Genomic DNA, 19,865 nt, shown 5'->3' on the forward strand with positions numbered 1-19,865 from the left:
GACAGGGCATATTTAACTGTCATCCTTTTTTAATTTAAGCTTCTTTCTCAACATAAATACTACGACTAGGAAATGCTACAGAAACCTCTTCTGCTTCGAGAATTTCCATGATCTTAAAATTGACATCTTCTTTCACAGCTAAAAACTGTCCCCAAACAGTCGTTTTCGTAAAAAAGTATACAAAAATATCTAAACTACTTTCATTAAATTCATCAAAGCGAACGAATATTGTTTCCTGATCAATTTCATCATGAAGTTTAAGCATATTTTCTATTTTCGTTAGACAAGCTTCCAAATTTGCTTTAGGAGTAGAATATGTAACACCTAAATGAAATGAAATTCTCCGTTTCCCCATCTTGGTCCAGTTCGTAATCGGCTCGTTAGATAACGTAGAGTTTGGAACAGTAACAACCGCTTGCGCAAAGGTACGAATTTTTGTACTTCTAAATGTAATATCTTCTACCGTCCCCTCTACACTTGGCGTTTTGATCCAATCCCCAATTGAAAATGGTTTTTCAGTAATAATTATAACGCCACCAAAAAGGTTGGCGATTGCGTCTTTGGCAGCTAACGCGAATGCTAGACCCCCTAGGCCCAAACCTGCTACAAAACCGTTTATATCATAACCCCATTCATCAGCAATAATACTAACCATCAAGGCAATAACGACTATTCTTGCAAGCTTAGATAGAAACGGTAATAAAATTTCATCTACTTCGACATCAAGCTTTAATCCAATCTTTTGAAACAATGCTGACGAAGCTGCCGATAAATTAAAAAGTCCATAACCAACAAGAAATATAATAAACGATCGAAAAACTTGAATAATTATTTCGTTTGTATTTTTCTCTAATGGTAAATACATTAAAGCTACATAGAAACCAATTCCAACAAAAAATAATCGTAAAGGACCTTCGAAGGCAACGAATATATTCGTAACTATATCTGTTGGCGTCTTTTTCGCCAAACGTAATAACAGTTTATAAATATACTTTGTAAAGATTTTTCGAAACACGTGAAAAATAATTAAAATACCTAAAGCAATCCCGATATCTTCCCATTGCGCAAGCCAAGAATATCGAGATAATAAATTGTCAAGCATTTGCCTTCCTCCTAATAATTTTCGCCTATATAAATCATATACTTAGTGACTACTTTTGTGCAACAGGTGGAGTACAGACTAAGCTCAAGCTCAACCTAACAGAATTAAGATAATAATTAATACAATATTCGATTTTCTCCTTTAATTCGTGTTTATTTTCTATTTAAATAATGATTAAATAAAGACATGGGAGAAATATAGAGATCATATTATTAATTATTGAGAGGGGTGATGGGCGTGTATGTGATAACCGCAAATAATGTTTCCAAGAAATATATTACAGGAAAGCAAAAAAATATTTTATTTAAAGACTTGTCATTACATGTTCATGAAGGGGAGATCGTCTTTATTGGCGGTCATTATGGTAGTGGAAGAACGACATTATTAAAAATGATCGCTGCAATGACACCACCTAATCACGGAACAATTGAAGTCTTTGGAACAAACTTGTTAGACATTGAAAAGCGTTCAGATTGGCGTATGAAGCATATTGGATTTTTAACAAGTGAGGATTGCTTAATTCCATATTTAAGTGTGAAGCAGCATTTGTTAATGGGCCAAGAAGTGGATAGTCCAGATTATGATTTATGTAATGGTGAGGCCCAGTTTATTTTATCGATGCTTGGAATTAATGATGAAAAACTTACAAAATATCCTGACAGTTTAACTAAGCTGGACCGTTTAAAAATTACAATAGCTAGAATTTTAATGTCGAATCCTAGGCTTTTATTATTAGATGAATTGACAAAAGGGTTAAATGATGAAGAACAATATGAATTGTACAGTGTGCTTGTAAACTACGTAAGAAGGCAACAACTTACATTAGTTATTACGGGTGAAACAGAAAGCGGGCAATTTTTCGATCGAATTCTAGAGCTTGTAGACGGGAAATTAATAGAAAAGACAGAACCCCATATACGTATTTTACACTGACCTTTTTTTTGAAAACGCTTACTATACTCGTATATTAAAAAGTCTAACTTCAACTATAAATCGAAGTTAGACTTTTTGTGTTTATAGAGCTAATAAAGCAAACGTAACACCAACTAAACCAAGTACCATAAAGATGTATATTGGTAACTTTGGTATTTAACTATATTCTTCCATTACTTTCCCAAACATAAATAATACAATCGGATGAACTAGAAACGGAAGGTTCTTAACAGTAATCCGCTATTTCTACTTTTATTTAAATGATATTCATCGCTAAATAAGCACCTACTAAAAATAACAGTCCATAACTAAAGGCAACCATTTTTCGTTTTCTAGAACGTAACGGTTTGCGTTCTAACTGAAGCTTACGCAACAACTCTTCAATAATAATTTCGCTATTTGGTAGCCTCCACCATTTTTTGAATGTAAGAGTATAGGAGTAGTGATCTTTGTCATTTAAGATGTCTTTTAACTGCTTAACGACAATAGTTGCCTCAGTGTCAGAAAGCTTGTACCTATACAAAAAATTCCCTTGTGACTTTTTTTCTTTTACTAATTTTACTTTGTGCTGTTTAAAACAATCCTCAATTTTAACGATCAACTCATCCTCTGCTATATCTACAACCATATAGGCTTTGCCATCTCGAAAATGAACATAGAACAACCATATTAAGACAACAGGAATTAATATGTAATAACCTATTTTAATCATCTGAAGTTGGTCCTGAAAATTTCTGACCGGTAAAACTAATAGTAATAGTAAAGCAAACCAGCGGTACAACTTTCGGTCAGAAGGAAAAACGCCATTTCTTTTAATCGATCGAATGCTATCATAAAGACCAAATAATCCAACAATTGTAATAACTGTAGCTAAAAACATAAAAAAATTCATCGAAAAATCTCCTCTTTTCTTTGTCCAAATAATTATACTATAAATTTTCTAATTCCAAAAACAACTGTTTTTTATTTTTCAATTAAAAACGTAGTTACAAAAAAAGAAAAGTTTAGTAAAATTACATAGTAATACTATAACTTTTATTTATGGTGGTGATAAAAATAAATAATAAAGGTCAAATTGATGTTGTTTATGACGCTGGTGAAGCAGGTTGTGGTGAATTAATTATGAATGTTTTCTTAAATGTTAAAAAAATGCAAAAAGGAGAGATCATTCATGTAATTTCGTATGATTTAGGAGCCAAAGAAGACATACCTGCTTGGTGTCGGATGCAAGGTCACTCATTATTAGAAGTTTTTGAAGAAGGTTTACTTATCACCCATTTTGTAATTCAAAAAAATTAACTATTTAGAGGAGAGAATTATTATGACAAACAAATTTTTAGTAAGTTTAACTAACGGCAAAAACGATACAGACCGTGCAACAGTAGGTTTCGTCGTTGCAAATGCAGCAGTAGCATCTGGTAAAGAAGTAGTTGTCTTTTTGAATATTGATGGTGTTTACCTTGCAGATAAAGGTTATGCAGATGATGTTCATGAAGAAGGGTTTGCACCATTAAAAGGATTAATGGATCAATTTGTTGAAGCTGGTGGAATCATTTGGGTATGTAGCCCTTGCCACAAAAAGCGTGAATTAGATGAGAACAATTTAATAGAAGGTGCAACAATTGTTGGCGGCGCGAAAGTCGTAGAATTTTTATCTCTTGGTGCCGCTTCGATTACATACTAGGAGGTACTAAAAATGGTTTTTCAAAAGCCAGATGGAATGTGCGATGGCGGCGATTTAGACTGTGGTTCTGGACTGCTCCTTATTATTAAGAAAAGTATGGACCCACTAGAGCCTGGTCAACTTTTAGAAGTGCGAAGCAGAGAGAGAACAGTTGCTGATGACCTCCCTGCTTGGTGTCGCATGGTTGAGCACGAGTTTTTAGGTTCCGAAAAGCATGAACAACATACTAGTTATTATGTGCGCAAAGGTGGAAGCAGTGGATCAGTTGAAGAGGACTTAGAAGCTGCTCGGGGCTATCAATGGAGTGTAAGAGTTCGAGAGGGACAAGGGCTTTCTGCTAAAGTCTTCTCTAGAAATCATACCTTAACTGCTGGTCAACCTGCTGAATTTAGTCCGAAAGTTGATGCACCAAGTGCCATTGATTACCTCCTTACTTCCCTTGGCTCATGCCTTGTTGTGGGCTTTAAAGCCCATGCTTCTAAGCGTCAAATCGTAATTGATGAAATGGAATTTACGATAAAGGGAAAACTTGAAAATATTCTATATCATATGGAGCTAGAAGATCATGGAAGCCCTAAAGTAGAGGAGATAACAGGCGTCTTTTATGTCACATCTCCAAATGATGAAAGTGATCTAGAAGATGTTTGGCGAACAACAATAGAGCGGTCACCAATTTATCAAACATTACTACCTTCCGTTTCTATAAATCTCAAATTTCAAGTTGTCTTATAACAAGTTTATAACAAGTTTCTCTACATCGATTACATTTTTTTAAGGGGTTGAAACCATATTGACTAGCAAGCTTTTACCTACTACAATCGTGGGAAGTTGGCCACGAACACGTGAAGTACTTAAGGCATTAAGAGATCTTCGGGCTGAGCGAATTACAGAGGAAGATTTTCAACAAATTGCAAATGTTGCAATTATTGAATGTGCAAGAAGACAAGAAGAAGCTGGCATTGATATTATTTCCGATGGGGAACAAAGGCGTGATAACTTCATTTCATTCGTTGCTGACAAAATCGATAATGTAAAAATGTTAACGGTTGCAGACTTACTTGAATATGTAGAGGACAAAGCTAGCTTTGAAGAAATTCTTGGAACATTAGATGTGCCTGCATATTCATTAACTAACCCAGCTGCTTTTGGAAAAATTTCTCGTAAGAAACCGATTGCCACTGATGAATATAAATTTTTAAAGGAACAAACGAGCGCACAAATTAAAGTCGCTATTCCAGGTCCTTACTTGTTAACACGAGCTATGTGGGTCGATGGTTTATCAAAAGAGGCTTATCCAACAAAGGAAGACTTGGCTGTTGATATCGTCTCAGTATTACGAGAAGAAATAGAAGATTTAATTGCGGCTGGTGTTGACTTTATTCAAATTGATGAACCGGTCTTAACAGAACTTGTATTTACACAAAAAAATGCAAACCGAACGTTTATGTGTGGAGCCCTAACAGCAAAAGCTGATTCAGAAGAAGAACTTACTTTTGCTACAGGATTAATTAATAAGTTAACTGATAACATGCGTGATCGCGGCACGAAAATTGGCATACATGTTTGTCGTGGCAACTGGAGTACTCAAGAAGATACGCTACTTCGTGGGCCATACTATCCACTTATGCCTTTCTTAGCAAAAATGAATGTTGACCAGTATGTTTTAGAATATGCTACCCCTCGAGCAGGAGAATTGCACGCCTTAACAGAACTAGCAAAGCTTGAAAATGTAGAGTTAGGTTTAGGAGTCGTAAACCCTCGTACACCTACAATAGAATCAGTTGAAGAAATCGTTGCAAGAGTTAAACAAGCGGCGAAATATTTCCCGATCGACAAAATGTATTTAAACCCTGACTGTGGCTTTGGGACTTTTGCTCAAAGACCGATGAACACTCCAGAAATTGCAAAACAAAAGCTTAGGAATATGAATGAAGCAGCAAAACAATTAAGAGTTGAGCTACTACAAAAAAGCGAGGTGTAGAAATGTCAAAACTTACAGTAAAAACAAATGGTGTGAGCAAAAAAATGAAAACACAATTAACTGCAGGGGAACACTCTTTTACAATTGATGAGCCAGATAGCTTTGGTGGTACGAATCAAGGTCCAGACCCACTATCAACTCTTTTAGGCGCACTTGTGTCTTGTGAAAATGTTATTGCTAACTTTGTAGCAAAAGAAATCAATTTCAACCTACAAGGAATAGAGTACGAGGTTACTGGGGAACTAGATTTACGAGGACTTATGGGTGATAACAGTGTTCGAACTTATTTTGAATGGGTTAAAATTGAAGCAAAACTAAATACAACAGAAAGTGAAGATCGTATCCAAGAACTTCGTGAACTAAGTGATGCCCGTTGCCCAATCTTCCAAACACTAAAAGCAGCAGGTGTTGATATCAATTCACATTGGACAAAAGCATAAAAATTAATCATTATCTTAATCTTAAAAAAAGGAGCTGAATTATTTATTTCAGTTCCTTTTTTTATCTTTTTTTCTACTCATATTTTCATCGATATTTTTAAGTTTATCATCAACAATCTCTCTAATTAATTCTGCTTTATCTCTATTTTTTGTTTGTTTATAAGCTTGATGCGTTGTAATTGCAGCCCCAGCTGCAATAATACCATTTCCAACTCCACTTATTGTAAAACCTAAAGTAAACCCACTTGCAATCACTCCTATTACTAGGAGAATCCAAACAATCATCCAATCAGCAATTTTTGGTGTTCGCTTTAATGCATAACCAATGATCATTAGCGCAGGTACAACAATTGCCAATTGTTCACTAATTTCGACTTGAGATAACATTTCGGTTAGCATTTATTACATCACCCTCTTTTTGCTAGTATATTCATACTAACTTAAAAAGGGACTAGACTCTTTTCATTTCTTGGAAATTTGGACGAATACTCTAACAAAAAGCCCAAACATTTTTTTTGCCTTTACATACTATAAACAGAGAATACCATGGAAAATGGGATTATATTTTACCGAGGTGATTGTAAGATGAGTAAGAAGAAAGATAACTTACCAGCTCCACTTAATGAACTACCGATAGCGGATTTCCTAAAATCAATCGATGGTTTCTTTCAGAATGCTTTTCGCAATTTTCAATTTGTGTCTGGTTTTCCATTACACCAATATGAAACAAAAAGCCATTATATTATTGAAGCCCAACTTCCTGGAGTCAAGAAGGAGCAAATCGATTTAGATATTTATAGCAATCATATTAAGATAAGTGTTCAAAATGCAGAGATCATTGAGGAAAAAGACGATATCCAACAAAGTTTTCGTAGTACTAGATCATATCAAAAAACAGAAAGAGTAGTCATGGTACCATTTTATATTTCTGAAAAGGATGTTAAAGCCTCTTACAGAGACGGACTCTTAAGAATTACAATGCCAAATAAAAAAAGAACAATTGAAATCGAATAACTAACCAAAAGGGAGTGAACTTCATGTTTTATAGAAATCAGCAGCCACAATTCCCTTATCAGCAACAGCAGCAATTGCACCCTTTTCCCTATCAAAATCAATACCAGCAGCCCTTTAATTATCAGCCTCCGTATTATCCACAAATGCCATACTCTCATCCTATCCAACAGGGGCAAGCAACAGGACAAGAGCAACAAAATCATCAACAGCAACCAAACCAGCAGGCTGGGATGTTTACGGGCCCTGATGGGAGTTTTGACTTTCAAAAGGCGGTTAATCAATTTGACCAAATGATAAAAACTGTAAATCAAGTTAGTCCAATTATGAAACAGATCGGAGCTTTATTTCCTCCAAAAAAGTAACGAGAGAATGAGTTTTTACACTAAAGGAGCTATGCTAATAAGAATAATTAAGCACAGCTCCTCTTTTTATGTATGTAAAGTTTCTAATCTCTTTTCTTGGGAAAAACATATAAAGAAGCTAGTTCCTTTATTACTTGTTTCAACTGAGATTTCAGCATCATTTCTTGATGCAATGCTATAGCATATGGCCATTCCTAAACCAGTACCATTTTCCTTCGTTGTGAAAAACGGTGTACCCATTTTTTCTAAAACCTCTTTTTTTATTCCACTACCTTCATCTTTAATTTGTAGCACAATTTGGTCAACCTCATTTAGGAACGTCTTTATCATTAATGTTCCTCCGTGACTCATTGCTTCTAATCCATTCAAACCTAAATTTAAGATCATTTGCCGCATTTCTTTTTCATCAACACTCAAGTTAGGAATATCGCCTAGTACCATTTGAACTTCTTTATTCCCCATTAGAGCCTCTGCCTGTAGCAATGGAAAAATCAGTTGAATAATTGAATTAAGGTTTTCTATCCTTTTATTACTAGCCTTATCTTTTGCCAATGTCAAAAATTCCGTAATAATTCCATTTGCACGCCGAAGTTCAGATAACATTAAATTAAGATATTCCTCAGATATAGGTGTGCCTATATCATTTTTTGCAATTTGTAGGAACCCAATAACCGTTGTCATTGGATTTCTAATTTCGTGGGCAATTCCGGCAGCCATTTCACCAACTAGGTTTAAATTATCTAAGCGAGAAATTTCTTTTTCTAACTTTGTTCGTTCTGTAATATCTGTTATAACGCTTAGGACACATAATTCGTCATTAATAACAATCTTTTCAGTCGACAACAATCCTACCCTTGTTTCTTTGTTTTTCGTTACATATTTTATTTTAATATTACTTAGGTCACCTTTTAAGTCCAATGGCACATCATTTTCAGTAGATATTATTTCCAAACCTTTTAACGAATTAATTTCTTCTAAGTTATATCCAGTCAGCTCAGACCAACTTTGGTTTACATTTATGTATAAACCATTATGTAAAGAGCGAATCGCTTTTAGGTTCGGACTAAACTGAAAGATCTTTTGGAAACGTTCCTGAGTAGTCTGTAAAGTTTTATTTGTGAGGACTAACTCTTTTGTTTTGTCTTGAATTACTTTTTCTAGGTTATTATATTGATGCTTTAATTCCATTTGTTGAACTGCTAGTTTATTGCGCTCTAGTTCAAGCTGTTTCTGTTTCCTAAATATGTGCACAAAAACGTCAACTTTACTTTTTAAAATCGTCCGATTAAATGGTTTAAAAATATAATCCACAGCGCCTGTTAAATAACCTTCTTTAATATGTTCGTTTGCTTTACTTAAGGCAGTTATAAAAATAATCGGAATGTGCGCAGAATTCTTTCGCCCTTTAATTAATTTGGCCGTCTCAAAACCGTTTAAGCCAGGCATTTGAACATCCAAGAGGATGACGGCAAAATCATTTTGTAAAACTTGCTTTAATGCTTCCTCGCCTGAATTTGCAAAGGCTAGTTCATAATTTCGATCAGCTAGTACTGCTTCTAAAGCTAATAAATTTTCAGGCCGATCATCTACAAGTAGAACCTTTGGTTTATTACGGTCCATGAATACTTCCCCCCTAAGTTCAATTTTCAGTTCTTAGTAGTCACCAGCTTTTTATATATTTTATTCGTATAATCAACATCAGAAAAAGCGTTCGTTGAACTAATTGCTTCTTGGCTTCCTAACCCTAAAATTCCAACTTCACTTAAACTATCATAAAAAAGTTGAAACACTCTTTTTTTTAAGGCTTTATTAAAATATATTAAAACGTTTCTACATATGATTACATGAAACTCGTTAAATGATTGATCAGTTGCTAGATTATGTTGGGCGAAAATAATATTTTTCTTTAAAAATGGTTCAAGAGTGACGAATTCACCATCTACCTTATAGTATTTTGAAAATTCTCTTGTCCCACCTGCTTGTAAATAATTCCGGGTGTACTTTTGCATGTGTGTTAAAGGAATCCGCCCTTCCTTAGCTCTTTCTAGGATATTTTCATTCATATCTGTAGCATAAATTCTAGTTTTATCGAACAGACCTTCTTCATGTAATATGACTGCTAATGAGTACACTTCTTCTCCAGAGGAACAACCAGCAACCCAAATTCTAATCAAAGGCTGCATTCGCAGAAGTGGTACAATATTTACACGAAATGATTCAAAAAAACTAGGGTCACGAAACATTTCGGTGACTGTAATTGATATATTATTGATCAGTTTTTTCATTAAATCTGGTTGGTAAAGGATTTTCCCTTGATATTCAGAAATCGAAGTCACTTTCAGTTCCCGAGCACTATGCCAAATTCTCCTTCTAATCGATTCATAGGCATAGTCGCGAAAATCAAAACCATATTGACGAAAGATAGCTTCAAGAAACAATTCTACTTCAATTTTTTCTATTTGATCTTGTGCTGAAGTATCAATCATCAAATGTTTTCCTCCATCTATTTATATAGCCAGACTTTCATTACTGACAATAATTGTTCTATCTTCAGAGGCTTACTTATATAATCCGAAGCCCCTGCACTAATACACTTTTGACGATCAGTTTTCATTGCTTTTGCCGTTAACGCAATAATAGGTATTTCTTTCAATTTATCATTTTGACGAATTTGTTCCATTGCTTCGAAACCATTCATTTTTGGCATCATTATATCCATTAGAACGATATCAATTTCAGTTTTGTCTAGAATGCTAAGAGCTTCAATTCCATTCTCAGCAAATAATACATTCATTTTCTCCTTTTCTAATGCACTTGTTAAGGCAAATATATTGCGCATGTCGTCATCTACAAGTAAGACAGTTTTATTTTTAAGCTCCTCTATTTCACTTAAATCTCCCTCAGTAATCCCGTCAGTTGAAGCTACTTGTGCTTCATCTTGATCGACCGTGACAGCAACAAATTTATTATCGGGGACTAGTTTCTCTTCGATAAGATTCGGTAGATGTAACGAGAATTGACTACCCCGTCCTTCTTCACTGCTTACTTCAATAAAACCACCTAGTAATTGAGACAATTCCTTACTAATGGATAGCCCTAAACCCGTTCCACCATATTTTCGTGAAGTGGTTCCATCGACTTGGCTAAAAGCCTCAAAAATATCTTGTAGCTTATTTTTAGGAATACCAATTCCTGTATCAGTGACGGTAAAGATTATTTTAGAAGGGCTATTTTCCTTAGCAGCTTTCATATGTAAAGTAACCTTTCCTTTGTTTGTAAACTTAAAGGCGTTGGAAAGTAGGTTTTTTAGTATTTGTTTTACGCGTTGATCATCACTAACGATAATATGTGGTGTATCCTTATCAAGGATAATATCGAATTCCAAGTCTTTACTTCGTGCTATAGGAAGAAATTGTCTGTTAACAAACGCTTTTATTTCATTAATTTCAATCTCTTCTGGAAAAACATCTAATTTCCCAGATTCAACTTTTGACAGATCTAATATGTCATTAATTAAATTTAAAAGGTCTTTTCCTGAAGTATGAATCGTTCGAGCATATTCAATTTGCTTTGAAGATAAGTTAGCATCATTATCTTCTGCAAGAATTTCCGATAAGATTAGCATACTATTTAGTGGTGTTCTTAGTTCATGGGACATATTTGCTAGAAATTCGGTTTTATATTTCGAGCTCAGAACTACTTCTCTGTTTTTTTGTTCAAGATCACTTTTTATTAATTCTAACTCTTTTGTTTTTTCGTCAGCTCGAAGGTTTTCTCTATAAAGATCTTCGTTAATCGTTCTAAGTTCTTCCTGTTGCTGTTGTAGTTCTTCTGACTGAGCTTGTAATTCCTCTGTTAAAGCTTGCGAATCAGATAGCAACCTTTCAATTTCCATATGGTATTGGATGCGATCAAGGTTAGGGCCAATTGAACTACAAACTTGTTCAAGCAAGCGACATTGCAGTGGAGTAAATGGTTCAAATTTAGCTAATTCTAGAACACCTAAAACGTCACCTTCAAATTTTATTGGCAGAATGATTAACGCTGTCGGCTTAGCTCGCCCAAGTCCAGATTTTGTCTCAATGTATCCATTTGGTAATTGATCTATCTGGATAATTTGTTGATCCAATGCACATTGACCAACGAGACCTTCACCTTCATGTATGAGCAATTCCCCTAAATCATCGACTTTGTTACCAGCGTATGACGATGTTCTCCTAAAACGTTTTTGTTCTTTAAAGTAGAAAACTCCGTACTTAGCCTCGACAAAATGGGCAATTTTCGTAATGAATGTATCACTAAATACAGACAATTTATGTGTACCTTGAAAACTAGTAGCCAATTCAGCATATTTTGTTTTGACCCAGTTTTCTTCTTGTAATGAATTTTTCAATGCCTTTTCATTGTTAGCATATTCTTCTAGAGCGTCTGCCATTTCATTGTAAGCTTTAGCAACATCATCAAACTCATTATTAATATTCGTTTCTATTCTCGGGATTTTTGCAAAAGATTGCTTAGGTATGTTCATCATAACATTGCGAACGCTATTTAAACTAATGGAAAAACTACGTATTACTGAAGCTGTAATAAAAAGGACTAACAGTAAGCTAATTGAAATTAATATTGCAAATAAAACAAGTGTAAATTGATATGTTTGTAATGCTTCATCTAACACTAAATCCATTGCAACTTCTTCATTGTCTGTTAACTGATCTATACCATGAATTAAGGACATTCTCACTTCAGAATTATCTACTAATATAATTTCTTTTGCCGACTTATGATTTCCAGTCTTCACAAATTGTAGAGCAGCTTCAATATTTGCATTATGTTTTACATTGAGTTGCTCTAACTCATTAACAATGTTTTTCAATTCGTCTTCAGGAGTTATTAATTGTTTTAAATGACTAAACAACATGTGTGATTCCTGAATTAAATCTTTAATTGTTTCTTCTTCAAATGTTGGCAGCTCATCTTCATCATGGATAAAATACTCTCTGACTATTCTTGCTTTTGTCTGTACATTGTATTTCAAGTTATGAGCTAAACTAACCCGTTCATAATTGTTTCTTACGATGTTCTCCATTTTGTCTTTTTGTAGACTCAATGTATAGAGTACAATTGTACTGATAACTAACAAAATGATTACAATAGTTCCAAAGCCGATATATAATTTTGTTTTAAGTTTCATATTATCCCTTTCTACTTCCAACTTTTTCACATAGAAATTTCGGCCGACTTCTTTCGTTTCGTTGTTTCCAGTTCCTGTAAAAGAAAGGAGCGATAGAACTCGACCGAAAATTACTTCACAGTTAAATGAATATTAATTCCTAGTAAATTCAATTTCTCCTATAATTCTACTATAATATTTACACCGTATCTAGGGCTTATTATCACAGATTGCTAGTTTCGTCAGTTTATGGAAAATGCTATGTATATGTTTGACAAATAAAAAAAAGCACGAATTTGACTATTGTCAAACTCGTGCTCTAATTTTTATACAGAAGGTGAATTTTCTTTTGTGCGCATAGCCTCTGGAATATACACACAGAATGGCTCACTCTCTAAATAGTCACCAGTTACAGCGTATGTTCTTGATCTAGAACCACCACAAACAAATTTAAACTCACAAACACCACACTTACCTTTGTATAGATCTGGATTACGTAGCTCTTTCAGTACGGGAGACTCTCGATAAATTTCTTTCAAAGGCTTTTCCCTGACGTTCCCTACTACAATTGGTAATAAACCACTTGGCATAACATCACCAGTATGGGAAACAAAAATAAAACCATTTCCATCATTTACCCCTTTAGGTGCACGCTTTAAGCCATCAATTAAATAAGCAGTATCTGTAATTGAATCTTCATAACGAATATCACCTTTACCAACAAGGTTCTCTCTTGTTTTCTGTTGAATAACTACACGTCGATAGTGTTGTGCAGCGGTCGTTTTAATATCATAAGGTGCAGTTTTACCTAATTCATAGAGCCAACGGAAAACTTTTTCATGTTCAGCTGGCGTTAAGCACGCATCCATCTGCCCTCTTCCTGTAGGAACAAGGAGGAAGATATACCACATCACTGCTTTTAATTCCCCAACTAATTGAGCCATTTTCTCCAATGAATCATAATTATAACGAGAGATAACTGTGTTAATTTGCAGCGGCATATTTAATTCATTTAAGTACTTAATTTTCTCTACTGTTAAATCAAATGACCCTGGAGTTCCTCGGAAATGATCATGAATTTCCGGTGTTGGCCCATCAAGGCTAATCCCCCATCTTGAAAGTCCGACATTTTTCGCTTTTTCCATTGCTTCTTTCGTTACATTATCAGTTGCACTAGGCGTCATTGAAACGCGCATTCCTTTTTTAACTGCATATTCGGAAAGATCAAAAAGGTCTTTACGCATCATGCAGTCACCACCTGTAAATACGAGCATTGGATTGTTCATTTCATATATCTCATCAATAAGCTTAATGCCTTCTTCATGGCTTAATTCATTTGGATCTGGTTTTGTTTGTGCGTCAGCACGACAGTGAACACACTTTAATTCACAAGCACGCGTTACCTCCCAAATAACAATAAATGGGTCTTTATCATAATCAATTTGCGCTCCCATACCTCCTGGATGACCACCAGTTGCGTGTGGGTGCCCGTTTCCATGTGGATGTCCTTTTCCTATTCCATGCATTTTCATCACCAAGCTTCTTTATATTTTTTTCTTTTATCTAACTAAATTTTATAACTTTGAAATATTCTACAATTATTTATTTGTTACAATCTATAAACGATTTAAACAACTTACTTTTAGCTTTTCTTATGAATTTAGATTATTACTAAACTTAACTAATAACTGTGAAAAAAATCACATAAAAAAGCTTAATATTAACAATCTCCTTAGAAACATGTGATTTATAAGGATTTTTGGGTTTCGAACATTTTATGAACATTTTAAGTAGGTTGTATAGATTGATATTACAGTGAAAAGTAAATCTGCCTAGAGATTTAACATCTCAATCATGTCTCGTGATGCTAGTCCAAAAAGAACAGGCAAATAAAAGCAACTAATACTTTTATTTCCCTGTTTCAGATTTCAGAGAGTTGTTCTTCCACAGCCTGTTAATCAGCTTGATGTAATCTTCTTCTTTGCCGATGTCATAACGATCACCTTCAATCTTTATTCCAAAACATTTTTCATCCCCTAGTGACGCTTTAATAGCATCGGTTAATTGTAGTTCTCCTCCTGCACCTTTTTCTATTTTTTCTAAATAAGAAAAAATAGATGGATTAAATATATAACGACCAGTTACTGCTAAATCAGACGGCGGAGAAACTTCAGGTTTTTCGACAATATCAGAGATTTGAAATTGGCATTCTTTCACCTTTTCCGCTTTTACTACTCCATAGTTTTTTAACAAGTCAGCTTCTACTCTTTGAATTCCAATCATTGAAGATGTCTTATAATACTCTATTAGTTGTGCTAATGCTCCTTTTTTTGGACATAAAAAGAGATCATCTGGAAGTAATACAGCGAATGGTTCATTTCCGACGAATTGTTTTCCTAAATAAACTGCATCGCCTAAGCCTTCTGCATAGGATTGGCGCATGTACTGAATAGGCGAATTCGTTATTACCTCGTCTTTTAATAAATGCAATTTATTTGTTTTTTCTAAAAATGCTTCTAACTCTAGCGAACGATCAAAATAATCTAAAATCATATTTTTATTACGAGAAACAATGATCAATATTTCTTCAATACCTGCTTCAATAGCCTCCTCAACAATATATTGAATGGCAGGCTTTCTATTTATTGGAAACATTTCTTTTGGCAAAACTTTTGTAATAGGCAAGTTTCTCGTCCCGTAACCAGCTGCTGGTATAATTGCTTTTTTCACTTTATCCATCAAGTCCATCCCTTCTGTAACTACAATTACTATATAAAGTACTCTAAGTTAGTACGACTTGTAAGTTGTCCATTTTATTTATTAAAAAATCCACAGTTTACTTAATTCACGTAAACTCCGAATTTCACATAAATTATAAAAATTAGTAATCCCATTCTGAAAAAAACAACACTAAAAAATATGACTTAAATATGGAGGCATTAGATCAAATGGGGGAAAAAAGAATATGCTTTGCAGTACTAATTCATGATAATCGAGAACTTGTTAAACAATTAATAGATAACATTAGGCATTATTGTCCTAATAGTTTAATAGTCGTCTATAACGGTGGAAAAGATCGAGAACTACTAAAGGACTTAGATGTACTCGTATGCCCTACTAGTAGAAAACTAGAATACGGATACACAACTATTTATTTCATTGAAATAATGGAATGGCTAGAAGAAATTAAAGTAGAATATGATTTCTTAATAAATATCGATTCAGATGCACTATTTATACGTAAGGGCTACGAAGAATTTATTGAAAAAGAAATGCGCGATACTGATTATATGGCCGTTGATTATCAGGTTGCTAGTCAAGATTACTTCTGTGGTATTGAAATACAAAAGGACAGAAAGCGATGGGAGCCTTTTTTTACATTTAATCCGCTATATGGAGCATTTAACGTAGGTCAAGTCATGAATAGACGCTTTACTAAAACTTTAATTAAGTCAACAAACATACAGTTACTAAAAAAAGCATTAATTGAAACTCCTGCTTTTGGAACAGATGAAATCATTTTTGCTAATCTTGTCAAAGAATTCGGTTTGCGAGCTAAATGTTACCCTTCATTAATGCAAACGAAACAGTCATCAATTGGGTATGATATGCATAATTTACTTATTCGCTACAGGCCTTATATTACAATTTGTGAATTAATTTCTCGTCTTAATGAAGATGTAGACAGATACTTGTGCCACCCAATTCATAGAACCAGTCATGACCCTGCAAGACAATTAATTATGCAACTCCAGAAAAATAACCTAAAAGATGACCTGAATAGAGATGGGGTACCTATAACTTCAAAAGATATTAAACACTATAAAACGTCTGTCCCGATCACGAGTAGATACGGTAATTTAGAGATAGTTGCTATTAAGGAAAATAAATTAACACATTTTTATAACGAAAACGGAAGATGGTTAGAAACTACTAAGATCACAGATGACGTAACGGGAACGCCGCTTCTTTTCGAAAGTGGTTATGGAAATTTCGAAGTAATTGCCAAAAGCAAAAAGCGTGGAGTTACTCATTGGTGGCGCGAAAATAATAGATGGCAAAATAAGTGGTATGGTCCTACAATTATCACGAAAGAAAATATCACCCCCATTACCGTCACTCAATTAGAGGATAATCGCCTTATCGTCGTTGGAACCTTTGAGAAAAAACTTTGCTATTTCCTTCGAGATGACGGGAATTCCTGGAGTTGGACTGGACCTTATTTTTGATAAAAAAATTAAAGAGGCTCTCCGATAAGTATCAACGCTCCTCACCGTGCTACTATATTAGAAGTGTATGATCGTACAAATCTATCTTTAGTAGACGAGGTGACTGATACTTTGCTTTTAGGAGAGCCTCTTTGGTTTCACATAGAACTATTAATTAAACTAACGTTGTTTACTTTTACTTACTTGCGTAAGTTTTGAATTGAAATGGGTCAATTCCGTATTTATTACAGAGAACATACAACTCATCCCAAGCCGAACCTTCATCATAATTTGGCTCATAAAACGGCTTATGACGTTTTACTGGGAATTTATCAATTATTGCTATTCTATCTTCAGGATACCCAAGGATTTTCGGCCAAAGAAAATCCAACCCCCACCCTGATTGACTTTTGCTAAAGGTATGCCAACATAAACTTAGCGCTTCTTTTGAGAAAATTGGTATTCTACTCTCAACATAATTTGTTAACCTTAATGAATTTCCTCTAGCTACTTTTGTAATATCGTGAGAGTAATTTGAACATTCACTTAACGCTGGTTGTGCTAATAAAAGTTGATGCTTCATAAAAAAAAGAAAAATCCGATTTATCGTTTCAGCATCTAAAATAACGTCCCCGTCCAAAAACCAAACTGCATCGTACTCTAAAATACGCTCGCCCCATTGATCGACGATTTTATAAAGGCTAGGCCATTTCATTTCCTTAGATTTTGTAAAGAAGTCACATTCGCTCTGATAATCCTTCCCATCTTCATAATAATCGAGCAGCAAGTCAAAGTTTTTATCACTACTAGGTAAGGACCATTGCCGATGCTCTGAACGATTCCCTACACGACCAATCACTAGGAAGCGATTACTTTTATTTATCAAACTATTAGCCTTGTTATAATAGGACTTTTCCTTAATCAAATGTTGGATCTCTTCTCTATCTCCTCTTGCTGAAAAAAAACGATCGCGTAACTCCATATTAATCCTATAGTTAACATGTCGTTCCTTTGAATAATGATGATTTCCTGGTGCTGGTGGGTGCCATAAATGATAAACATCTTGATTAAGCCTTTTATGGTTCCCACACAACGTATTGACAGTTACATTAAACGCATCATCCTCACCACCCCAACCATAAAACCTCTCATCATACCCACTAATTGCTTCAAAGGTTTCTCGTTTTATTATATTTACTAAGGAGATATATTCATAGTTACCATTGGTTGCATCGACAACAAAATTATCAACACCAGCGTTGATTGGCCAAAGTTGACCTGTTTCTAATATCTTTTTGGTGTTTGTTTCGTTTATATAATGGATTCGTTGAAAAGGGATAATTAACGGTGAATCTTCGAGTAATTCAATTGACTGGCTAATAATTGCTGGGTCATAAATAACGTCAGCATCGACGATGATAAATATATCTCCACTTGCTTTTTTCGCTGCTCTATTAATAGCTTGTGACTTATTAAATAATTCTGTATCACTTTCACCAATACATATTTCCATTTCGGGGAAGTATTTAGTGTAGAATTTTCGTACATGATTAAATATTTGGTCTCTTGGCCCTTGATCTGGTCTATAAGCAATAATCAAAGATACATTTTTCAAATTATCTCCACCTTTACACAATACTAGATAATCAAAATAATGTTTAAGACTACTATTCCTAAATAAGCCTATTTATCTTAGTTTCTACACATTTCAATTGATTTTAATAAGCATTGTTGATATATCTAGACATTTTCTACAATTTCACAAATATATATATAAACTAGTTTATTATTTTCCTTTTTCAATTGTGCTTAAATCAGGCGCTGTTTAAAGTGAGATTGGTGGAATTTTGATTAAAAAGAAAACTGAAAAAACACCGGTTGTTTGTGCTAAAAAATGCCTAATTATCATAGCTCTAACATCTTCACAAACACACCCATCCCTTTATTCACATAAGTTGTATTATTACTTAGAAAGGTGGTGTATTTGTGTACGGGTTTCCAAGTGCAGGCTATGCTCCTCCTACTCCAGGGATTGGATTCGGATTCGGGATTGCCATCGTCGTTATTGTCGTTGTTTTATTATTTTTACTTGGGATGATGTGGTTTCTTGGAACATTGCTCTAAAGGAAAAGAAAAGTGCAGAACGCTCGGATCTAGACAAATTTTGAAGTTCAAAAAGTTATACTTTCTTATCTTTAAATAAAAGAACGCCTGGCATCAGGCGTCCTTTTATTGTTGTGCTGATAAATCGTCTTGTACGATTTATTGTTATCTCGTCACATTCGCTATTGTAGAGGCTTTTCTTAATAAAAGCCAAATCGGTAACACTGGTAAAATTGATAGCAAAATTAATGAACCGAACGGGATCTCTAATTTGGAGTCGTTGATTTTTATGAAAGTATCCACCAATAGAGTTCTAGTTTCAGGAAAGATAATGATAAAGACCAACAATATGATCCCACTAAATCCACCAACTAGCCCTAACCGATAAAATACAGCTCCTAACATAAAACCAAATGACAGCATTAAAAAACAAATAACTATATTTAGCAAGATTTCATTATACCAAGTCGATGCCAACGTCGTTCCTTCTAACATGTTAAACACTTGAAAATTTACTACATTGGCAACTTTTACAACTACCTTTACAATCTGATCAACCCCAACTGCAACAGCTGACATAAAAACCGCTAACAAAACATTAAATACAATTGAAGATAAAAGAAAAACGTTTCTCGTTGAGCCTAACTTTATTAAATAAGGGAATGTCTCTTTTGTTAATACAAATCCTGTAATCCCACAAAAAATATAGATTGCTAAGCTTAAAGATAATCCCATATGAGCTTCACTTATAAAATAGGAAACCGCAAATAGTATTGCTGTTGACGCTACTAACACTGACCAAAAAACAGTTATACTATAACGGTGATCATACATTAAATAAACTAGGTTTGCTTTCAACTCTTTCATG

The 19,865-nt window shown here is 34.3% G+C and carries 20 protein-coding genes; 10 read left to right on the forward strand and 10 right to left on the reverse strand.

All coding sequences use genetic code 11. The features are described from left to right. Nucleotides 1–34: 34 nt before the first annotated feature. On the reverse strand, nt 35–1,102 hold the full coding sequence (locus ACK4M9_RS09590) for a mechanosensitive ion channel family protein (RefSeq protein ID WP_409849771.1): 1,068 nt from the start codon (nt 1,100–1,102) through the stop codon (nt 35–37). 237 nt (nt 1,103–1,339) lie between these two features. On the opposite strand from ACK4M9_RS09590, the gene ACK4M9_RS09595 reads away from it, so the two are divergent. Next, entirely contained in the window at nt 1,340–2,035 is a 696-nt protein-coding gene (locus ACK4M9_RS09595) for an ATP-binding cassette domain-containing protein (protein WP_409849773.1), read from the forward strand. Between the two features lie 256 nt (nt 2,036–2,291). Here the strand turns inward: ACK4M9_RS09595 and ACK4M9_RS09600 are convergent, their stop codons facing one another. Further along, nucleotides 2,292–2,927, reverse strand: coding sequence for a hypothetical protein (locus ACK4M9_RS09600; RefSeq protein WP_409849775.1), 636 nt, complete (start codon nt 2,925–2,927; stop codon nt 2,292–2,294). A 155-nt stretch (nt 2,928–3,082) separates the two neighbouring features. On the opposite strand from ACK4M9_RS09600, the gene ACK4M9_RS09605 reads away from it, so the two are divergent. From ACK4M9_RS09605 to ACK4M9_RS09625, 5 genes are read left to right on the forward strand one after another with little or no spacing between them, the layout of a single operon-like run. Continuing rightward, nucleotides 3,083–3,334, forward strand: coding sequence for a sulfurtransferase TusA family protein (locus ACK4M9_RS09605; RefSeq protein WP_409849777.1), 252 nt, complete (start codon nt 3,083–3,085; stop codon nt 3,332–3,334). Nucleotides 3,335–3,356: 22 nt separating this feature from the next. After that, entirely contained in the window at nt 3,357–3,719 is a 363-nt protein-coding gene (locus ACK4M9_RS09610; protein ID WP_409849779.1) for a DsrE family protein, read from the forward strand. Between the two features lie 12 nt (nt 3,720–3,731). Next, nucleotides 3,732–4,451: a sulfurtransferase TusA family protein gene (locus tag ACK4M9_RS09615; RefSeq protein ID WP_409849781.1), complete on the forward strand. Its 720-nt coding sequence runs from the start codon at nt 3,732–3,734 to the stop codon at nt 4,449–4,451. 58 nt (nt 4,452–4,509) lie between these two features. Further along, nucleotides 4,510–5,700 (forward strand): vitamin-B12 independent methionine synthase, encoded by a 1,191-nt coding sequence (locus tag ACK4M9_RS09620; RefSeq protein WP_409849783.1) that lies wholly within the window; start codon nt 4,510–4,512, stop codon nt 5,698–5,700. A gap of 2 nt (nt 5,701–5,702) precedes the next feature. Further along, a complete protein-coding gene (locus ACK4M9_RS09625; protein WP_409849785.1) occupies nt 5,703–6,140 on the forward strand; it encodes an OsmC family protein in 438 nt (145 codons plus the stop codon). 48 nt (nt 6,141–6,188) lie between these two features. Here ACK4M9_RS09625 and ACK4M9_RS09630 read toward each other — a convergent pair whose 3' ends face one another. Next, nucleotides 6,189–6,539: a phage holin family protein gene (locus tag ACK4M9_RS09630; protein WP_409849787.1), complete on the reverse strand. Its 351-nt coding sequence runs from the start codon at nt 6,537–6,539 to the stop codon at nt 6,189–6,191. A gap of 186 nt (nt 6,540–6,725) precedes the next feature. Here ACK4M9_RS09630 and ACK4M9_RS09635 point away from each other — a divergent pair, with 186 nt between their 5' ends. Both ACK4M9_RS09635 and ACK4M9_RS09640 read left to right on the forward strand, forming a co-directional pair. Beyond that, nucleotides 6,726–7,154: an Hsp20/alpha crystallin family protein gene (locus ACK4M9_RS09635; RefSeq protein ID WP_409849789.1), complete on the forward strand. Its 429-nt coding sequence runs from the start codon at nt 6,726–6,728 to the stop codon at nt 7,152–7,154. A 23-nt stretch (nt 7,155–7,177) separates the two neighbouring features. After that, on the forward strand, nt 7,178–7,516 hold the full coding sequence (locus ACK4M9_RS09640) for a YppG family protein (RefSeq protein WP_409849791.1): 339 nt from the start codon (nt 7,178–7,180) through the stop codon (nt 7,514–7,516). Nucleotides 7,517–7,582: 66 nt separating this feature from the next. Here the strand turns inward: ACK4M9_RS09640 and ACK4M9_RS09645 are convergent, their stop codons facing one another. The 5 genes from ACK4M9_RS09645 to ACK4M9_RS09665 form a co-directional block, all read right to left on the reverse strand. Then, the gene (locus ACK4M9_RS09645) at nt 7,583–9,136 is read right to left on the reverse strand and encodes a response regulator (protein WP_409849793.1); all 1,554 of its coding nucleotides are present in this window, start codon (nt 9,134–9,136) and stop codon (nt 7,583–7,585) included. A gap of 26 nt (nt 9,137–9,162) precedes the next feature. Beyond that, the gene (locus ACK4M9_RS09650) at nt 9,163–10,002 is read right to left on the reverse strand and encodes a CheR family methyltransferase (protein ID WP_409849872.1); all 840 of its coding nucleotides are present in this window, start codon (nt 10,000–10,002) and stop codon (nt 9,163–9,165) included. A 17-nt stretch (nt 10,003–10,019) separates the two neighbouring features. After that, nucleotides 10,020–12,707: a response regulator gene (locus ACK4M9_RS09655; protein WP_409849795.1), complete on the reverse strand. Its 2,688-nt coding sequence runs from the start codon at nt 12,705–12,707 to the stop codon at nt 10,020–10,022. 305 nt (nt 12,708–13,012) lie between these two features. Further along, nucleotides 13,013–14,212 (reverse strand): TIGR04053 family radical SAM/SPASM domain-containing protein, encoded by a 1,200-nt coding sequence (locus ACK4M9_RS09660; protein ID WP_409849797.1) that lies wholly within the window; start codon nt 14,210–14,212, stop codon nt 13,013–13,015. A 382-nt stretch (nt 14,213–14,594) separates the two neighbouring features. Next, a complete protein-coding gene (locus ACK4M9_RS09665; protein ID WP_409849799.1) occupies nt 14,595–15,425 on the reverse strand; it encodes a UTP--glucose-1-phosphate uridylyltransferase in 831 nt (276 codons plus the stop codon). 209 nt (nt 15,426–15,634) lie between these two features. Here ACK4M9_RS09665 and ACK4M9_RS09670 point away from each other — a divergent pair, with 209 nt between their 5' ends. Further along, nucleotides 15,635–16,915 (forward strand): hypothetical protein, encoded by a 1,281-nt coding sequence (locus ACK4M9_RS09670; RefSeq protein WP_409849801.1) that lies wholly within the window; start codon nt 15,635–15,637, stop codon nt 16,913–16,915. Nucleotides 16,916–17,090: 175 nt separating this feature from the next. On the opposite strand, the gene ACK4M9_RS09675 is transcribed toward ACK4M9_RS09670, so the two are convergent. Further along, a complete protein-coding gene (locus ACK4M9_RS09675; RefSeq protein ID WP_409849803.1) occupies nt 17,091–18,509 on the reverse strand; it encodes a glycosyltransferase in 1,419 nt (472 codons plus the stop codon). A gap of 371 nt (nt 18,510–18,880) precedes the next feature. Between ACK4M9_RS09675 and ACK4M9_RS09680 the strand changes: the two genes are divergently transcribed. Next, nucleotides 18,881–19,018 carry a hypothetical protein gene (locus tag ACK4M9_RS09680; RefSeq protein WP_409849805.1) on the forward strand — a complete coding sequence of 46 codons (138 nt, stop codon included), beginning with the start codon at nt 18,881–18,883 and terminating at the stop codon, nt 19,016–19,018. A gap of 144 nt (nt 19,019–19,162) precedes the next feature. On the opposite strand, the gene ACK4M9_RS09685 is transcribed toward ACK4M9_RS09680, so the two are convergent. Further along, nucleotides 19,163–19,864, reverse strand: coding sequence for a hypothetical protein (locus ACK4M9_RS09685; protein ID WP_409849807.1), 702 nt, complete (start codon nt 19,862–19,864; stop codon nt 19,163–19,165). Nucleotide 19,865: the final 1 nt, after the last annotated feature.

Origin of the sequence: Anaerobacillus sp. (assembly GCF_046314235.1) — a bacterium.
GTDB lineage: Bacteria > Bacillota > Bacilli > Bacillales > Anaerobacillaceae > Anaerobacillus.

What these genes read in the sequence shown, in the direction of transcription:
- ACK4M9_RS09665 (WP_409849799.1), bottom strand. Translation starts at nt 15,425, where the DNA reads ATGGATAAAGTGAAAAAAGCAATTATACCAGCAGCTGGTTACGGGACG.
- ACK4M9_RS09655 (WP_409849795.1), bottom strand. Translation starts at nt 12,707, where the DNA reads ATGAAACTTAAAACAAAATTATATATCGGCTTTGGAACTATTGTAATC.
- ACK4M9_RS09650 (WP_409849872.1), bottom strand. Translation starts at nt 10,002, where the DNA reads ATGATTGATACTTCAGCACAAGATCAAATAGAAAAAATTGAAGTAGAA.
- ACK4M9_RS09615 (WP_409849781.1), top strand. Translation starts at nt 3,732, where the DNA reads ATGGTTTTTCAAAAGCCAGATGGAATGTGCGATGGCGGCGATTTAGAC.
- ACK4M9_RS09625 (WP_409849785.1), top strand. Translation starts at nt 5,703, where the DNA reads ATGTCAAAACTTACAGTAAAAACAAATGGTGTGAGCAAAAAAATGAAA.
- ACK4M9_RS09640 (WP_409849791.1), top strand. Translation starts at nt 7,178, where the DNA reads ATGTTTTATAGAAATCAGCAGCCACAATTCCCTTATCAGCAACAGCAG.
- ACK4M9_RS09660 (WP_409849797.1), bottom strand. Translation starts at nt 14,212, where the DNA reads ATGCATGGAATAGGAAAAGGACATCCACATGGAAACGGGCACCCACAC.
- ACK4M9_RS09645 (WP_409849793.1), bottom strand. Translation starts at nt 9,136, where the DNA reads ATGGACCGTAATAAACCAAAGGTTCTACTTGTAGATGATCGGCCTGAA.
- ACK4M9_RS09590 (WP_409849771.1), bottom strand. Translation starts at nt 1,102, where the DNA reads ATGCTTGACAATTTATTATCTCGATATTCTTGGCTTGCGCAATGGGAA.
- ACK4M9_RS09630 (WP_409849787.1), bottom strand. Translation starts at nt 6,539, where the DNA reads ATGCTAACCGAAATGTTATCTCAAGTCGAAATTAGTGAACAATTGGCA.
- ACK4M9_RS09635 (WP_409849789.1), top strand. Translation starts at nt 6,726, where the DNA reads ATGAGTAAGAAGAAAGATAACTTACCAGCTCCACTTAATGAACTACCG.
- ACK4M9_RS09670 (WP_409849801.1), top strand. Translation starts at nt 15,635, where the DNA reads ATGGGGGAAAAAAGAATATGCTTTGCAGTACTAATTCATGATAATCGA.
- ACK4M9_RS09685 (WP_409849807.1), bottom strand. Translation starts at nt 19,864, where the DNA reads ATGAAAGAGTTGAAAGCAAACCTAGTTTATTTAATGTATGATCACCGT.
- ACK4M9_RS09600 (WP_409849775.1), bottom strand. Translation starts at nt 2,927, where the DNA reads ATGAATTTTTTTATGTTTTTAGCTACAGTTATTACAATTGTTGGATTA.
- ACK4M9_RS09610 (WP_409849779.1), top strand. Translation starts at nt 3,357, where the DNA reads ATGACAAACAAATTTTTAGTAAGTTTAACTAACGGCAAAAACGATACA.